The sequence below is a fragment of the Ralstonia sp. 22086 genome (assembly GCF_052045975.1).
Taxonomy (GTDB): Bacteria; Pseudomonadota; Gammaproteobacteria; order Burkholderiales; family Burkholderiaceae; genus Ralstonia; species Ralstonia wenshanensis.
In genome coordinates this window covers 630,911-646,514 of the sequence record NZ_JBQEPZ010000003.1, presented here as the reverse complement: position 1 = coordinate 646,514, position 15,604 = coordinate 630,911, and the positions used below count along the sequence as shown (strand labels likewise).

Here is a 15,604-nt window from a genome sequence, read left to right as displayed (position 1 = left end):
TGGCGGCCATAGCGCACGTCTAATTGATAGATAAAAACAATCAAATATACGCATCGATAGCGCGTAGGTAAGCTGTGTTCCATGGTGAGCGCATCGCTCACTGCCCGATCACCCTGGAGCCTGTCATGTCCCTGTCGCTTGCCTCGAACACCGTCGCGACCGTGCTGGAATGGCTCGCTGCCTATGGTGAATCGCACTGACCTGAAGCAGGCATGAAGCCGCCCGGGCTTGTCGTACGGGCTTCAGGAACGCGTGTGGTTGCAAGGAGAAAAAGCATGGCAATGGTGCGGATGTTCGCTTCGGAATGGCAGGGGTTTGCGGGCGCCGTGCGCGCGTCGCAGGCAGAGGTGCCGACGCTGTCCGGTATGCCCGGCAGTGCGGCGGCGGGCCTCGGTACGCGCGCTGCAGAATCCGCCCGCCTTCAACGCAAGTGGGTGCGCAAGCAGATCGGTCTAACCATCGTGGCTGCCGGCGCTATGATCGTGCTCCTGCACGGTATGGTGCAGCTCATGGTCTGATGACCGGCCTGATGCTCGGTTGCCATCCGCTGTGCGTTTCGTCATGGGACGATGCGACGATCGGAACTTGCTGCGCGAGCGGCAACCGAAAGAAGGCTCGAAGCACGCGTGGCCCCACGCTGAATCAAGGCAAGGGCATCGCGTTTTTGCACACCACCTCATAGGGGAATCCAGATGGCAAAGAAGAACAACGGCGCGACTGCCGCAGCCCAGATCAACATCGGCATTGCCGACAAGGATCGCAAGAAGATCGCAGAAGGTCTGTCGCGCCTGCTGGCCGATACCTACTCGCTGTATCTGAAGACGCATTACTTCCACTGGAACGTCACCGGCCCGATGTTCAACACGCTGCATCTGATGTTCGAGACGCAGTACAACGAACTATGGAATGCCGTCGACCCCGTGGCTGAGCGCATCCGCGCGCTGGGTTACCCCGCGCCGGGCTCGTATTCGGAGTTCGCCAAGTTGTCGTCGATTCCGGAGTCGAAGGGCATTCCCGAGGCGATGGACATGGTGCGCGAACTGGTGGCCGGCCACGAAGCCGTGACCCGAACCGCCCGCAGCCTGTTCCCCGATGTCGACAAGGCCGCCGACGAACCGACCGCCGACCTGCTGACGCAACGCATGGACATTCACGAAAAGACCGCGTGGATGCTGCGCTCGCTCCTGGCTTAAGGCTGACTTGACGGCCGTTCGCCACGTTTGCGACAGGCGTTTTGACAGCAGCGAATTGCGCCCCTCCCGCGAGCCCGTTGTGTTGCGGGTGGGGCGGCATCAACCCCATGACCTAAACGAGAGAATCATGACGACTGAAGCCAAATGCCCGTTTTCCGGCCATGCTCCCGCTGCTTCGCACGCCTTCGGTGGCGGTACGGCCAACAAGGACTGGTGGCCGAACCAACTGCGTGTTGATCTGCTGAATCAGCACTCGGAAAAGTCGAACCCGCTCGGCGCGAAGTTCGACTACCGCAAAGCCTTCAAGTCGGTCGACTACGAAGCGCTCAAGGCAGATCTGCGCAAACTGATGACCGATTCACAGGACTGGTGGCCGGCAGACTTCGGCCACTATGGTCCGCAGTTCATCCGCATGGCGTGGCACGCCGCCGGCACGTACCGCACGGGCGATGGCCGTGGTGGTGCCGGGCGCGGCCAGCAACGTTTTGCACCGCTCAATTCGTGGCCCGACAACGTCAACATCGACAAGTCGCGCCGCTTGCTGTGGCCGATCAAGCAGAAGTACGGCCAGGCCATCTCGTGGGCCGACCTGCTGATCCTGACGGGCAACGTGGCACTTGAGACCATGGGGTTCCGCACCTTCGGCTTTGCCGGTGGCCGTGAAGACACGTGGGAACCGGACGACGACGTCTACTGGGGCAGCGAGACCGCGTGGCTCGCACCCACCAACAACCCCAACAGCCGCTACTCGGGCGACCGCAATCTTGCGACCCCCTTGGCCGCCGTGCAAATGGGCCTGATTTACGTGAACCCGGAAGGCCCGGACGGCAACGGCGATCCGCTGGCCGCCGCTCGTGATATTCGCGAGACGTTCGCCCGCATGGCGATGGACGACGAAGAAACCGTCGCACTGATTGCCGGCGGTCACACCTTCGGCAAGACCCACGGCGCAGGTGCGGCAAGCCACGTTGGCGCCGATGTCGAGGCCGCGCCGCTGGAAGCGCAAGGCCTGGGCTGGGCCAGCACCTTTGGTACCGGCAAGGGCGCGGATGCCATCACCAGCGGGCTCGAAGTCACCTGGACGCAGACGCCCGCGCAATGGAGCAACTTCTTCTTCGAGAACCTGTTCAAGTACGAATGGGTACAGGAAAAGAGCCCCGCCGGCGCGCTGCAATGGGTGGCCAAAGACGCCGAGACGATCATTCCGGGCCCGACGCCCGATTCGCCCAAGCGTAAGCCGACCATGCTGACGACCGACCTGTCGCTGCGTTTCGATCCGGCGTACGAAAAGATTTCGCGCCGCTTCCTGGACAACCCGCAGGCGTTTGCCGAAGCCTTTGCGCGCGCCTGGTTCAAGCTCACGCACCGTGATCTCGGCCCGAAGTCGCGTTACCTTGGCCCCGAAGTGCCGCGTGAAGACCTGATCTGGCAAGACCCGCTGCCGGCCGCCACGCCCAAGCCGACCGAGGCCGATATCGCCGACCTCAAGGCGAAGATTGCTGCTTCGGGCCTGTCGGCATCCGAGCTGGTTGCCGTGGCCTGGGCGTCGGCTTCGACATTCCGCGGTTCGGACAAGCGCGGCGGTGCCAACGGTGCGCGCATTCGCCTGGCGCCGCAGAAGGATTGGGCGGCCAACCAGCCGGTGGCCGGCACGCTGGCCAAGTTGGAGGAGATTCAGCGCGCCTCCGGCAAGGCTTCGCTGGCTGATGTGATCGTGCTCGCGGGCAGCGTCGGTATCGAAATGGCTGCCAAGGCGGCTGGCACGACGATCACCGTGCCGTTCACGCCGGGCCGCGTTGATGCAACGGCCGAGCAAACCGACGCTGCCTCGTTCGCACCGCTCGAACCGGTGGCCGACGGCTTCCGCAACTACCAGAAAGCCGACTACGCGATGCCGGCCGAAGTGTTGCTGCTCGACAAGGCACAGTTGCTGACGCTCACCGCCCCTGAACTGACCGTGCTGATCGGTGGCCTGCGCGCCATCAACATCAATGCGGATGGCAGCCAGCACGGTGTCTTTACCAACACGCCCGGCGCGCTGACGAACGATTTCTTCGTCAACCTGCTCGACATGAGCACCGAGTGGAAGCCCGCCGGCGACATCTACGAGGGCTATGACCGCAAGACGGGCGAGCGCAAGTGGACCGGCACGCGCGTCGATCTGGTGTTCGGCTCGAACTCGATCCTGCGTGCGCTGGCCGAGGTGTTCGGCAGTGCCGACGGTAAGGAGCGCTTCATCAGCGAGTTCGTGGCCGCGTGGGTCAAGGTGATGAATCTCGACCGGTTCGATCTGGCCGCCGCCTAAGCTGCTATCGGCGGGACTAAAATGGCGCCTTGCCTCGTGCAGGCGCCATTTTTCTTTGGTGAGTTCCATGCAATCGTCCGCTGCCCAACCCAGCCGCCTCGTGCTCTATGCGCGCCTGATGCGGATGGACAAACCGATCGGCACGCTGCTGCTGCTGTGGCCGACGCTGTGGGCGCTATGGATGGCGGCTGATGGTCATCCGCCGCTGTCGCTGGTGGTGATCTTCACGGTCGGTACCTTCCTCATGCGCTCAGCCGGCTGCGCGGTCAACGACTGGGCCGATCGCGACTTTGACAAGCACGTCAAACGCACCAAGGAGCGGCCGATCACTGCGGGCCTGATCGCCCCGTGGGAAGCGCTGGCGGTGGCCGCGGTGCTGTCGCTCATCGCCTTCGCGCTGATCCTGCCGCTCAACGCGCTGACGAAGTGGATGTCGGTGGCGGCCATCGTGATTGCCGGCACGTATCCGTTCTTCAAGCGGTTCTTCGCAATCCCGCAGGCGTACCTGGGCATTGCGTTCGGATTTGGGATTCCGATGGCGTATGCAGCGGTGCAGGATCAGGTGCCGGTGCTGGCGTGGCTGATGCTTGCCGGCAATGTGTTCTGGGCGATTGCCTACGACACCGCATACGCGATGGTCGATCGCGATGACGATCTGGTCATCGGCATCAAAACGTCGGCCATTACTTTCGGACGCTACGACGTGGTGGCGATCATGCTCTGCTACGTCGGCTTCTTCGGGATCATGGCCTGGGCTGGCTATGTGATGGGGCTAGGCATGGCGTATTGGATCGGGTTTGCCGCTGCCGTTGCGTTGTCGCTTTGGTATTACCCGATGTTGCAGACGCGAGATCGGATGAAGTGTTTTTTTGTTTTCCGGCATAACAATTGGTTAGGGGCTTGTTTGTTTGCCGGGGTGGTGGGGGCGTATTTGCTGCGCTAGGGGCTTGGTGGTGCATCCCTTGTTTCACCCCCTGCCGGGGGCGACTCACTTTCTTTGTCTTGCCAAAGAAAGTAAGCAAAGAAAGGCGCGCCCGGGATGGCGACTTCCCCTTGAATTTGTGTGACCGTGCGGAGAGGGAGGCAAACTCGCTGCGCTCAGACAGGCCTCCCTCTTTTTTCCGCCCGCTCACAAAAATTCAAGGCGCCATCAAGGGCCTAACGTCAAAAGACAAAGGCCAACCCATCGCGCGGTTGGCCTTTGTCGTTTGGGCTTGTGCTCAGATGGTGTGGCTTTTTCCTTTGATTTTCCCTGCCCTATGCGGCGCCTTGAATTTCTGTTGCAAGGAGGACAAAGGAAGGGAAACTGTCTGAGCGCAGCGAGTTTTTCCCTTCCCCTCCTTGCGACATAAATTCAAGGAGTCTTTCGCCGCATCGGGCGCGCCTTTCTTTGCTTACTTTCTTTGGCAAGACAAAGAAAGTGAGTCGCCCCCGGCAGGGGGTGAAACAAGGGATGGACCAACAACCCTCAATCCCTCCCAAACTCCTCCCCCATCTCCTTCCCCCGAGCCGCCGCAGCATGCATCGCCCGCACAAATGCCGCCTTGATATCGGCCCCTTCCATTGAAGTGAGCGCCGCATAAGTCGTCCCACCCTTGGATGTCACGCGCTCACGCAGCACCTCAACCGGCTCAGACGATTGGCCTGCCAGCGTGGCTGCGCCAATAAACGTCTCGACTGCCAACGTGCGCCCATCTTCAGCCGACAGCCCCAGCTCCTGCGCCGCCTGCTGCATCGCCTCGATGAAATAGAACACGTACGCCGGGCCGCTGCCCGAGATGGCGGTTACCGCATCAATCTGCGCCTCCGCGGGCACCCAAACGCTCTTGCCGACGGCATTGGCGATGGCGCTCGCCGTTGCGCGGTCGGCGTCGGACAAGCCAGCGTTGGCGGCTAGGCCCGTCATACCCAGACCGGAGAGCGCAGGCGTATTCGGCATCGCCCGCACGACACGTGCATGGCCATTCAGCCAGCGCGACAGATCCTGGATCCGGATGCCTGCCGCCACCGACAGCACCAGGCTGTCGCCCAGATGCGGTGCGAGTTGCGCACAGACTTCACGCATCTGCTGCGGCTTGACTGCCAGGACGATCACATCGCGGTCGGCCAGTTCTGCGCCTGGGGCGGCGGCGGTGCGGGCGCCCCAGGTCTGCTCGGCGCGGCTGCGGGCGGGCTCGGTCGGGTCCACCACCACGATGTTGGCGCCGTGCGCCCCCTTGGCAATCAGGCCGCCGATGAGGGCCGCCGCCATGTTGCCGCCGCCGATGAAGCCGAGTTTCAGAGTGTCGAGCATGAGAGTGGTGGTGTGAAAGAAAACAGGAATTCAGGCGTTGGCATACTGCCGCGCCCCGAAGATGGCGCTGCCGACGCGCACAATCGTGGCGCCTTCGGCAATCGCGTCTTCCAGGTCGGCAGACATGCCCATCGACAAGGTATCGAGCGGGATGCCAGCCTCGCGCAGGCGGCCTGCCAGGGCACGCAGATCCGCAAAAGGCTTGCGCTGGGCCATAGGGTCATCGCTGGGCTCGGGCACGGCCATCAGGCCGCGCAACTGCAAGCGGGGTAGGGCCGACACGGCTTGTGCCACGGCAAGCACTTCATCGAAATCGGGCAGGAGGCCATGCTTGCTGGCCTGGCGGCTGATGTTGATCTCCAGGCAGACCTGTAGCGGCGGCAAGGTATCGGGGCGCTGGGCCGACAGCCGCTCGGCAATCTTGAGGCGATCGACGCTATGTACCCAGTCGAACTGCTCGGCCACGGCGCGCGTCTTGTTGCTCTGCAGGGGACCGATGAAGTGCCAGCGGATCGGGTCGGGGCCCGTGCGCAGGTCGGCCAGCGCGTCGATCTTGGCGACGCTTTCCTGCACGTAGTTTTCGCCGAAGAGGCGTTGCCCTGCGGCATGGGCGGCGCGTACGGCATCGGCGTCGAACGTCTTGGAAACGGCCAGCAATGTGACAGCCGCAGCATCGCGCGAAGCCAGTGTGCAGGCCGTTGTGATCCGTTGACGCACGGCTTGCAAGTTGGCGGCGATTACAGACATAATCCGGCGACGTTTGTTACAAATAAACAAGGTTCCGGCACGTCAAATCAACGGCTCGGAGCGCGTCTGGAGGCTCCTTTGCGACGCCCGGGCGACATAAAAAAGTCGGGGGTCATTATAAGATGGACATCGCGCAGCTTCTGGCGTTTTCCGCCAAGAACAAGGCGTCGGACTTGCACCTGTCGGCCGGACTGCCGCCGATGATCCGGATCCACGGCGACATGCGCCGGATCAACGTGCCACCGCTCACGCACCAGGACGTGCACTCCATGGTGTACGACATCATGAGCGACGGGCAGCGCAAGGTCTACGAAGAAAACCTGGAAGTCGACTTCTCGTTTGAGATCCCCGGCCTCTCGCGTTTCCGGGTCAACGCCTTCAACCAGAACCGCGGTGCTTCGGCCGTGTTCCGGACGATTCCGTCGAAGGTGCTCTCGCTGGATGACCTGAAGGCCCCCGCCGTGTTTGCCGATCTGGCGATGAAGCCGCGCGGTCTGGTGCTCGTCACGGGCCCGACCGGCTCGGGCAAGTCGACCACGCTTGCCGCGATGGTCAACCACCGCAACGAAAACGACATGGGCCACATCCTCACGGTGGAGGACCCGATCGAATTCGTGCACGAATCGAAGAAGAGCCTGATCAACCAGCGTGAACTCGGGCCCCATACCCACTCGTTCGCCAATGCGCTGAAGTCGGCACTGCGTGAAGACCCGGACGTGGTGCTGGTCGGCGAATTGCGTGACCTTGAAACCATCCGCCTGGCGCTGACTGCCGCAGAAACCGGCCACTTGGTGTTCGGCACGCTGCACACCAGCTCGGCCGCCAAGACCATTGACCGGGTCGTCGACGTGTTTCCGTCGGACGAGAAGGAGATGGTCCGGACCATGCTTTCCGAATCGCTGGAGGCGGTGATCTCGCAGACGCTGCTCAAGACGCGCGATGGTTCGGGGCGGATTGCGGCGCACGAGATCATGATTGCCACGCCGGCCATCCGTCACTTGATCCGCGAGAACAAGATCTCGCAGATGTACTCGATGATGCAGACCAGCAGTGGCATGGGCATGCAGACGCTCGACCAGTGCCTGTCGGAGCTGATCAAGCGCTCGGCGATCAACTACGCAGACGCGCGCGCCATCGCCAAGAACCCGGACGCGTTCGCGAGCTGATACGCGAACTGATGCGCTGACTGACACGTCGGCGCGCTTTCCAATTCTCTTCAGGAGGGGCACGCCATGCTGGACCGCGAAGCCGCCACCAAATACATCCACGAACTCTTGCAGTTGATGGTGAACAGCCGTGGCTCGGACTTGTTCATCACCGCAGAATTTCCGCCCGCGATCAAGGTGGACGGCAAGGTCACGCCGATCTCGCAGCAACCGCTGAATGCCACACAGGCTATCGGTCTGGTCAAGTCGATCATGAACGAGAAGCAGCTGCGCGAGTACGAAGACAGCTCGGAATGCAACTTCGCCATCACGGCGCCGGGCGCGGGGCGTTTCCGCGTGTCGGCGTTCATGCAGCAGGGCCGCGCCGGCATGGTGCTGCGGACCATCAATACGAAGATTCCGACGCTGGGCGAGCTTGACCTGCCGCCGATCCTCAACGAGATCGTGATGAGCAAGCGCGGGCTGGTGATCGTGGTGGGGGCCACGGGGTCGGGCAAGTCCACGTCGCTGGCGGCAATGGTGGGCTATCGCAATGCGAATTCATACGGCCACATCATCACCATTGAAGATCCGGTGGAATACGTGCACACGCACCAGAATTGCGTGGTGACGCAGCGTGAGGTGGGCGTGGATACCGAGTCCTGGCACGTGGCGCTGAAAAACACGCTGCGCCAGGCACCGGATGTGATCCTGATCGGCGAAATCCGCGACCGGGACACGATGGAATACGCCATCCAGTACGCGGAAACCGGCCACCTGTGCCTTGCTACGCTGCATGCCAACAGCTCGAACCAGGCCATCGACCGGATCATCAACTTTTTCCCGGAAGAGAAGCGTCAGCAACTGCTGATCGACTTGTCGCTGAACCTGCGCGCGATGATCGCGCAACGCCTGCTGCCGCGTCAGGGCAGGAAGGGGCGCGTCCCGGCCGTCGAAATCATGCTGGCCACCCCGCTGGTGCAAGACCTCATCTTCAAGGGCGAGGTGCACGAGCTGAAGGAGGTCATGAAGAAATCCCGCGAGCAGGGAATGATCTCGTTCGACCAGGCGCTCTTCGAGCTGTACGAAGAAAACAAGATCACCTACGAAGACGCGCTGCGCAATGCGGACTCGCTCAACGATCTGCGCCTGCAGATCAAGCTGCACAGCAAGCGTGGTGGGCAAACAGACCTGTCTGCCGGCACTGAACATCTCAACGTCGTGTGATGTGTCGAAAGCGCTACACCATTTGAGGTAATTTGCGGCGCATAACGTTTGCGCCGCTCGGAAGGCCACCCGGTCGTCATGATCTTTCCTTAATATTTGCTGAGAATTGCCGTTTAAGCGGTGAGCGGGGCTGCCAAGTCATCGGCAGGCACGCATCAAAACATAAAAGCAACAGCAAATCCGGGTGGGTAAAAACGTGGCAAGCAAGCCGAGGTGTCAGCGCGCGCGGGCGGCGCGGGGCTTTACGCTGATTGAGCTGATGATCACAGTGGCCATTGTCGGCATCCTGGCGATCATTGCGTATCCCAGCTACGTCCAGTACATCGTCCGCTCCAATCGGGCAGCGGCGGAATCCTTCATGCAGGAAGTGGCGGCCGCGCAGGAGCGTTTCCTGCTCGACAACCGTGCCTACGCGCCGAATCTGGCCACGTTGCAATACGCCAGCAACGTGCCGGCCAACGTTTCGTCCAACTACACGTTCACGCTGAGCGCCAGCAGCGTGCCGCCGTCTTACCAGCTGGCAGCGGCTCCGCAGGGTTCGCAGCAGGTGAACGACACCGCGTGCGGCACGCTCACCCTGACGAACACGGGTGCCAAAGCGGCATCCACTGGCGCATCCAACTGCTGGAAGTGAGGCGAGCCATGAAGATCCTGCGCAAGCCCATTCAAGGTTTCACGCTGACGGAGCTGATGGTCACGCTGGCCGTGCTCGCCATTCTCGTGACGATTGCCGTGCCGTCGTTCTCCGGAATGATTGCGACGCAGGCCACGCGCAATGCGTCGTTTGACCTGTCGTCCGCCGTGTCGTTGGCGCGGGCGGAGGCAGTCAAGCAGAACACCATCGTCACCGTATCGACCAGCAGCACTTGGGCGGCCGGCTGGACGCTGATGGCGGGCACGCCTGCCACGGTGATCCGCACGTTCGGCCCTTACAACGGCGTCACCATTGCAGCGAGCAACGGCAACACGCTGTCGTTCGGCAACGATGGCCGGCCCACTGCGGGCGGCGTCACGTTCCAGGTCACGCCGACGAGCGCGTCGCAATCGGTCTCGTCAAGCTGCGTACAGGTGGGCGGCACCGGCCGCGTCGCCGTGGTTTCAGGGACGTGCTCATGAGCGCCATCGCACATTTGTCACATCGCCGGTTCGGCAAGCGCGGGCAGCGCGGGTCGACCCTGATCGAGATCCTGATTTCGGTCGTGATCCTGCTGGTGGCGCTGTTGGGCGCGGCCGGAATGATGGTCCGCTCGAACCAGTCCGAGATGGAGTCTTACCAGCGCGTGCAGGCCCTGACGCTGTTGCAGGACATGGCTGCGCGGCTCAATGCCAACCGCCAGGTGGCCTCGTGCTACGCCGCGCCCGGTGTAATCACCACGGTTGGCACGGGCGGTGTCTCGGCGCCCAGCTGCACGACCGGCACGGCCGCCCAGCAAGCCTCCGTCACAACCGATCTCGCGGCTTGGAACAATGCGCTGCTCGGCAATACGGAGACTGCCGCGAGCGGCACCGTTGCCCTGGGCGCCATGATCGGCGCGCGCGGCTGCATCGAAGCCATCGACACGGTCAACCAGATCTATCGCGTAACCGTCGCATGGCAAGGCTTGGTGCAGACCGTGGCGCCGGCGTTGCCATGTGGCAGCGGCAGCAACAATTACGGTAACGACGCCTATCGGCGCGCCATTAGCGTGCAGGTGCGCATGGGGGTGCTGTCATGACGTCCAATCGGACTTCGCGGCGTCTGCAGCGCGGGATGTCGCTGATCGAACTGATGGTCGGCATGACGCTGGGGCTGCTGTTGCTGACCGCGTTGGCAAGCCTGTATGCGTCGACCTCGCAATCGCGTGTGCAATTGGGCAACAGCGCCACGCAGATCGAGAACGGCCGCTATGCGCTCGACATCATCAGCCAGGAAGTCGGGCTCGGAGGTTTCCTTGGTGATCTGAATCTGCTGGGAACCTCAGCGCTTGCGACGCCCGATGTGTGCGCAAGCGCCACCAATGCACTGGGCTTTACCAACAGCCCCGCGACGGTACCGGTTGCCATCTACGGCTACGTACCCGGTGCGAACGCGGCGCCATGCCTGCTCAACCTGTCGCCCAACTCGGAAATCCTGGTGGTGCGGCGCGTGTCGAGCGTCGTCACCTCTGCGAGTGCCGTAGCGGCAGGGCAGGCCTATCTGCAGGACTCGTTCTGCAGTACGGACACCGCTCCCTTTGTCTTCAGCAGCAACAGCGCGGACTTCGTGTTGAAAGACAAAACCTGCGCAAATGCTGCCCCGCTGCGCCAAGTCAGTGTGCGAGCGTTCTACCTTGCTACGTGCGACCGCTGCGGCCCGGGCGGCGACAGCATTCCCACGCTCAAGATGGTCGAGTTCTCCAATGGGGCGCTGCAGCCGCCCAACTCAATCGCCCAGGGCATCGACGACGTGCATTTCGCCTACGGCGTAGACATGGACGGCAACGGTTCGCCCGATTGCTATGTCGCCAATCCGGGCATCGACAACAGCGCCGCCTGCACCACCGTGAGTGGCTACAACTGGACCGCATCCGCTGCGACGAACTGGAGCAACGTGACCGCCGTACGCATCAACGTGCTCGCGCGCACGCTAGGCGTGTCGCCGGGCTGGACCGACACGCGGTCCTACGACATGGGCCGCGGCACGCTCACCGCCCCTTTCAACGATGGCTATAAGCGACACGTCTATGCGGAACTCGCACGCGTCGCCAATGTAGCCGGCCCACGGGAGTAGCCATGCGGCGCTTTTCGGTTCGCCAATCGGCACGTCAGTCGGGCGTGACGCTTGTTGTCACGCTGATCTTCCTGGCGATCTTCATGGGCATCGTCGTGATGATCATGAATTCGGGTGTGATCAACACCAAGATCGCCGCCAACCAGCAATACGGCCTGGAAGCGCGCAACGCTGCGCAGCAGGGTATTGAGCAGGTCATCAGTTCCGACTTCACCGGCAACCCTGCGGCTGCGGCCGTCAATGTGCCCGTGGATGTCAACGGAGATGGCAAGCCGGACTATACAGCGCAGGTGGCGGCGCCCACATGCCTGGCCACCAAGCAGATCTCCAACACCCAGTTGACGTTGGACCCGGCCAACCCAAATTTCGCCAACGATTCATCCTGCTTTGGCGGCGTGAATACCAATTCGGATACGGGGCTGCTGACCAAGGCGGGCACCCCTGGCGGGATGTCGAACTGCAGCGCGACGCAATGGGACGTCTCCGCCACGGTCAACGATGCGAACGCAACAAATACGAACACCACCTTACATCAGGGTGTCGCTGTACGGGTCCTGACCGGCACGTTGTGCCCCTAAGCCCGCACGCGCCAAGCCAGGAAGACTGACATGCGCACATTTTCCAAACGTATCGCCCTGACCGCTGCGGCCACCTTCATGCTCGCGCTGGGATCCCAGCCAGCAGGCGCCGAGGATATTGACCTCTATACGGGGTTGCAGCAGAACGCTGGCAAGCCCAACGTACTGATCGTCTTTGACGATGGCGCGAACTCAGACGCCAACGCCACTTTTACTTGTTCTGCGCAAGGTCTGACGGTCGCCAATCCGAAGAAGAGTTCTGGCGCCGAGCAATGCGCGCTGTATGGGGCGATCCAGTCGATCAACAGTACTTCGCCGCTGCTGGGTAACCTGAACCTCGGGTTGATGATGTTCGACCCCAAGAGCCCTGGCGGCATCTTCCGGTTCCCGTCTGCAAGCTCGCCGTCCGCCCAAACCCTGCAGCCAATGGACGGCAACGGGGTGAACAGTTTCCTGTCGTACATGCAGAATCAGTTTCCCAGCGATCTGAACGGCAACAACGTTCAGACGTCGGGCGCGATGCAGGAGGCCTGGTCCTTTTATTACGGATACCATTCCTCGCTCAACAAGATGATTGCGTTGTCGGGCAACCAGTACACGTCGCCCCTCACGGATCCGTGCCAGCGCAATTTCATCATCTACATCGGAAATGCGACCAACAGCGGCCACCCGGCTGAAAGCGATTCGCAGATGTACAACGCGCTGGCGGCTGCCGCGCCGACCCCGACTTCGTCGCAGCTTCAGCAGATCGTCATCCCGACGTACAACAAGTACCAGAGCAACTGGGGCGACGAGTGGGCGCGCTTCATGTATCAGACCGATCTGCAGGGGACGGCCAATTCGGCCAATCCGCAGAACGTCGTCACATACGCCATCACGGTCACGGACGGCAAGAACCCCGACTACGTCGCGTTCGACAACAGCATGGCCACCAACGGTGGCGGCAAGGCCTACACCATTCAGCTTGGCGACGTGCAAGGATTGCAGCAGGCCCTGCTGTCGATCCTCAATGAAATCCAGGCCGTCAACAGTGTCTTCGCATCGGTCAGTCTGCCAGCTGCGGTCAACACCCAAGGTCAGTTCCTGAGCCAGGTCTACATCGGTATGTTCCGGCCAGATGCCACGGCTGCACCGCGCTGGATGGGTAACCTCAAGCAGTACCAGGTCGGGTACGACACGAGCGGCAATATCGTCCTGCAGGATTCTCTCGGAAACCCAGCCATCAGCAGTGCGGGCACGGGCTTCATTGCACCCACAGCGGTGAGCTTCTGGACGCAGGATCCGCCATTAACGTTCGGGGCGACCAGCTATGGGACATCGGGGGTATCCGGCTGGCCAAGCAACGGCTTCTGGAAGAACAGCCCATCCGGCGTGGGCTGGAACCTGGATTCGCCTGACGGCCAGATCGTTGAAAAGGGCGGTGCCGGCGAGATGTTGCGCGCCCAGAACGTGACCAGCCAATCGGGACGGACGCTCTATACGTGCAACGGCGTGGGAACATGTCCAGCCGGCACCGCTATGCCGTCATTCGATACGTCCAACAATTGGCTCGCGGGTACCAACGGGTTGAACGCGATCAATTCCGGTTCCAGCGGGGCACCGACGATCACCTCGGCGCAGCAGAACTATCTGATCAACTGGGTGCGCGGGCGCGACGTGTATGCGCTTGACGGCGGGGCCAGCACCGGCGCCGGGCAGGAAGCCGAGACCGGGCCGGGCGGATCCGTGACGGTGCGAAGCTCGGTTCATGGCGACGTCCTGCATTCACGCCCCGTCGTCGTGAACTATGGAGGCAGCATCGGCATCGTGGCGTTCTATGGCGCCAATGATGGCGTGTTCCATGCCGTCAATGCGAATCAGAGCATGGGCATCAATGGTGTCCGTCCCGGCGGTGAACTGTGGGGCTTCATTGCGCCTGAGTTCATCGGCAAGCTGAGCCGTCTCTATGCCAACTCGCCGGAAGTGAAGCTGTCCACGACGCCGAGCGGCATCTCGCCGACGCCGACGCCGCGCGACGATTTCTTTGACGGCAGCACGACCGTCATGCAGGACCAGCGGAATCCGGGAAGCCCGCGCACGATCATCTACCTGACCGCACGTCGCGGCGGGAACCTGATCTATGCGTTGGACGTGACCAATCCGATGAGTCCGCAATATTTGTGGTCGCGCAGCAATAGCGATATTCCGGAGCTCGGCCAGACTTGGTCAAAGCCGCGCCTGATGACGGTAGCGGGATACTCCGGGCCACTGCTGATCATGGGCGCCGGCTATGACGCAGCCTCCGAAGACAGTGATCCGGCTCCTGGTACCGATACGATGGGCCGCGGGATCGTGGTGCTGGATGCCTACACGGGTGCACCGGTATGGAGCGCGCTTCCGAACTGTTCCGGCATGGCGGGTGTGTGCGTGAAGAACACCGGACTGACGCGATCCATTCCGTCTGACGTCACGGTGGTCGACCGTACGGGCAGCGGCTATATCCAAATGGCCTACGCCGGAGATGTCGGCGGCAACATCTGGCGCGTCGATTTCCAGACCTCGGCTGGCAATACGCCTTCCAACTGGACGATCACCAAACTCGCAACCCTGGGCGGCGCCGCCAACACCAATAACGCGCGCAAGTTCTTCTATGCTCCCGACGTGGTGCCCACCTCCGCCTACAACGCCATCATGGCTGGCACGGGCGATCGCGAGCACCCGCTTTATTCTTCCAACACGACGCCGGGTACGGCCTACAACGTGGTCAACCGGTTCTACATGGTGAAGGATCCGAATCTCGGCAGCATGCCCGCGAGCTGGACTCCGATCACCGAAGCCAACCTGTTCGATGCGTCAACGCTGGCGTACGACGGATCGGGGTCAGGTTTCTTCATCACGCTGCCCAACCCCGGAGAGAAGGTGGTGAACGCACCACTGACCGTTGCCGGATACACCACGTTCGGGACCAACACGCCTGCTATCCCCACGGCGGGCCAGTGCTATCCCAACCTGGGTGTCGCGCGCACGTATTCGGTCGGCTTCCTGACGGGTACAGGGCAAAATCCGAACCGCTCTGTCGTTCTCGACGGTGGTGGCTTTCCACCCTCGTCCGTCTATGGCGTTGTCCTGATCAATAATGGCAACGGCACGACCTCTTCTGTGCCTGTATGTTTCGGCTGCGGCAACCAAACGGGTTCAGGCGGTGGCGGATCAGCACTTTCCCCGGTGAAGGTCGTCCCCAAGGGCCTCGGCAAACGCAAGCGCACGTTCTGGTTCTCTGAAACCGACAAGAAGCCCTAACTTCTGCCTCAACGGCCCGCCCAGCGCGGGCCGTTACAATTCCGGACAGATGCCGGAGCACCCCGTTCCCGCAACCATCCGGAGAGTA

General features: G+C 62.1%; 14 protein-coding genes. 12 read left to right on the top strand and 2 right to left on the bottom strand.

Translation table 11 applies throughout. From position 1 onward, the window contains the following. Positions 1–275 precede the first annotated feature (275 nt). The 4 genes from ACTJK6_RS16205 to ubiA all read left to right on the top strand — a co-directional run bounded on the left by ACTJK6_RS16205 (position 276) and on the right by ubiA (position 4,441). The gene (locus tag ACTJK6_RS16205) at positions 276–518 is read left to right on the top strand and encodes a hypothetical protein (protein ID WP_260802141.1); all 243 of its coding nucleotides are present in this window, start codon (positions 276–278) and stop codon (positions 516–518) included. 174 nt (positions 519–692) lie between these two features. Further along, the gene (locus ACTJK6_RS16200; RefSeq protein WP_045202616.1) at positions 693–1,193 is read left to right on the top strand and encodes a Dps family protein; all 501 of its coding nucleotides are present in this window, start codon (positions 693–695) and stop codon (positions 1,191–1,193) included. 127 nt (positions 1,194–1,320) lie between these two features. Further along, complete coding sequence (katG, locus tag ACTJK6_RS16195; RefSeq protein WP_440839553.1) at positions 1,321–3,498, top strand: catalase/peroxidase HPI; 2,178 nt, start codon at positions 1,321–1,323, stop codon at positions 3,496–3,498. 67 nt (positions 3,499–3,565) lie between these two features. Next, positions 3,566–4,441 carry a 4-hydroxybenzoate octaprenyltransferase gene (gene ubiA / locus ACTJK6_RS16190; protein ID WP_232040965.1) on the top strand — a complete coding sequence of 292 codons (876 nt, stop codon included), beginning with the start codon at positions 3,566–3,568 and terminating at the stop codon, positions 4,439–4,441. Between the two features lie 525 nt (positions 4,442–4,966). Here ubiA and proC read toward each other — a convergent pair. After that, positions 4,967–5,791, bottom strand: coding sequence for a pyrroline-5-carboxylate reductase (proC, locus tag ACTJK6_RS16185; protein ID WP_440839552.1), 825 nt, complete (start codon positions 5,789–5,791; stop codon positions 4,967–4,969). Positions 5,792–5,821: 30 nt separating this feature from the next. Then, on the bottom strand, positions 5,822–6,538 hold the full coding sequence (locus ACTJK6_RS16180; protein ID WP_440839551.1) for a YggS family pyridoxal phosphate-dependent enzyme: 717 nt from the start codon (positions 6,536–6,538) through the stop codon (positions 5,822–5,824). Positions 6,539–6,660: 122 nt separating this feature from the next. Between ACTJK6_RS16180 and ACTJK6_RS16175 the strand changes: the two genes are divergently transcribed. From ACTJK6_RS16175 to ACTJK6_RS16140, 8 genes are all read left to right on the top strand, one after another. Continuing rightward, positions 6,661–7,704: a type IV pilus twitching motility protein PilT gene (locus ACTJK6_RS16175; RefSeq protein WP_024974790.1), complete on the top strand. Its 1,044-nt coding sequence runs from the start codon at positions 6,661–6,663 to the stop codon at positions 7,702–7,704. Positions 7,705–7,770: 66 nt separating this feature from the next. Beyond that, complete coding sequence (locus ACTJK6_RS16170) at positions 7,771–8,910, top strand: PilT/PilU family type 4a pilus ATPase (RefSeq protein WP_260802137.1); 1,140 nt, start codon at positions 7,771–7,773, stop codon at positions 8,908–8,910. Between the two features lie 196 nt (positions 8,911–9,106). After that, complete coding sequence (locus tag ACTJK6_RS16165) at positions 9,107–9,544, top strand: type IV pilin protein (RefSeq protein WP_260802136.1); 438 nt, start codon at positions 9,107–9,109, stop codon at positions 9,542–9,544. Positions 9,545–9,552: 8 nt separating this feature from the next. Next, positions 9,553–10,026: a GspH/FimT family pseudopilin gene (locus ACTJK6_RS16160; RefSeq protein WP_232040960.1), complete on the top strand. Its 474-nt coding sequence runs from the start codon at positions 9,553–9,555 to the stop codon at positions 10,024–10,026. Next, a complete protein-coding gene (gene pilV / locus ACTJK6_RS16155) occupies positions 10,023–10,625 on the top strand; it encodes a type IV pilus modification protein PilV (protein ID WP_440839550.1) in 603 nt (200 codons plus the stop codon). Before ACTJK6_RS16160 ends, pilV begins: the two co-directional genes overlap by 4 nt. Beyond that, positions 10,622–11,659, top strand: a complete 1,038-nt coding sequence (locus ACTJK6_RS16150) for a PilW family protein (RefSeq protein WP_440839549.1) — start codon at positions 10,622–10,624, stop codon at positions 11,657–11,659. Before pilV ends, ACTJK6_RS16150 begins: the two co-directional genes overlap by 4 nt. A 2-nt stretch (positions 11,660–11,661) precedes the next feature. Next, positions 11,662–12,237 carry a pilus assembly PilX family protein gene (locus tag ACTJK6_RS16145; protein WP_322017601.1) on the top strand — a complete coding sequence of 192 codons (576 nt, stop codon included), beginning with the start codon at positions 11,662–11,664 and terminating at the stop codon, positions 12,235–12,237. 30 nt (positions 12,238–12,267) lie between these two features. After that, positions 12,268–15,516, top strand: a complete 3,249-nt coding sequence (locus ACTJK6_RS16140; RefSeq protein WP_440839548.1) for a pilus assembly protein — start codon at positions 12,268–12,270, stop codon at positions 15,514–15,516. Positions 15,517–15,604 lie beyond the last annotated feature (88 nt).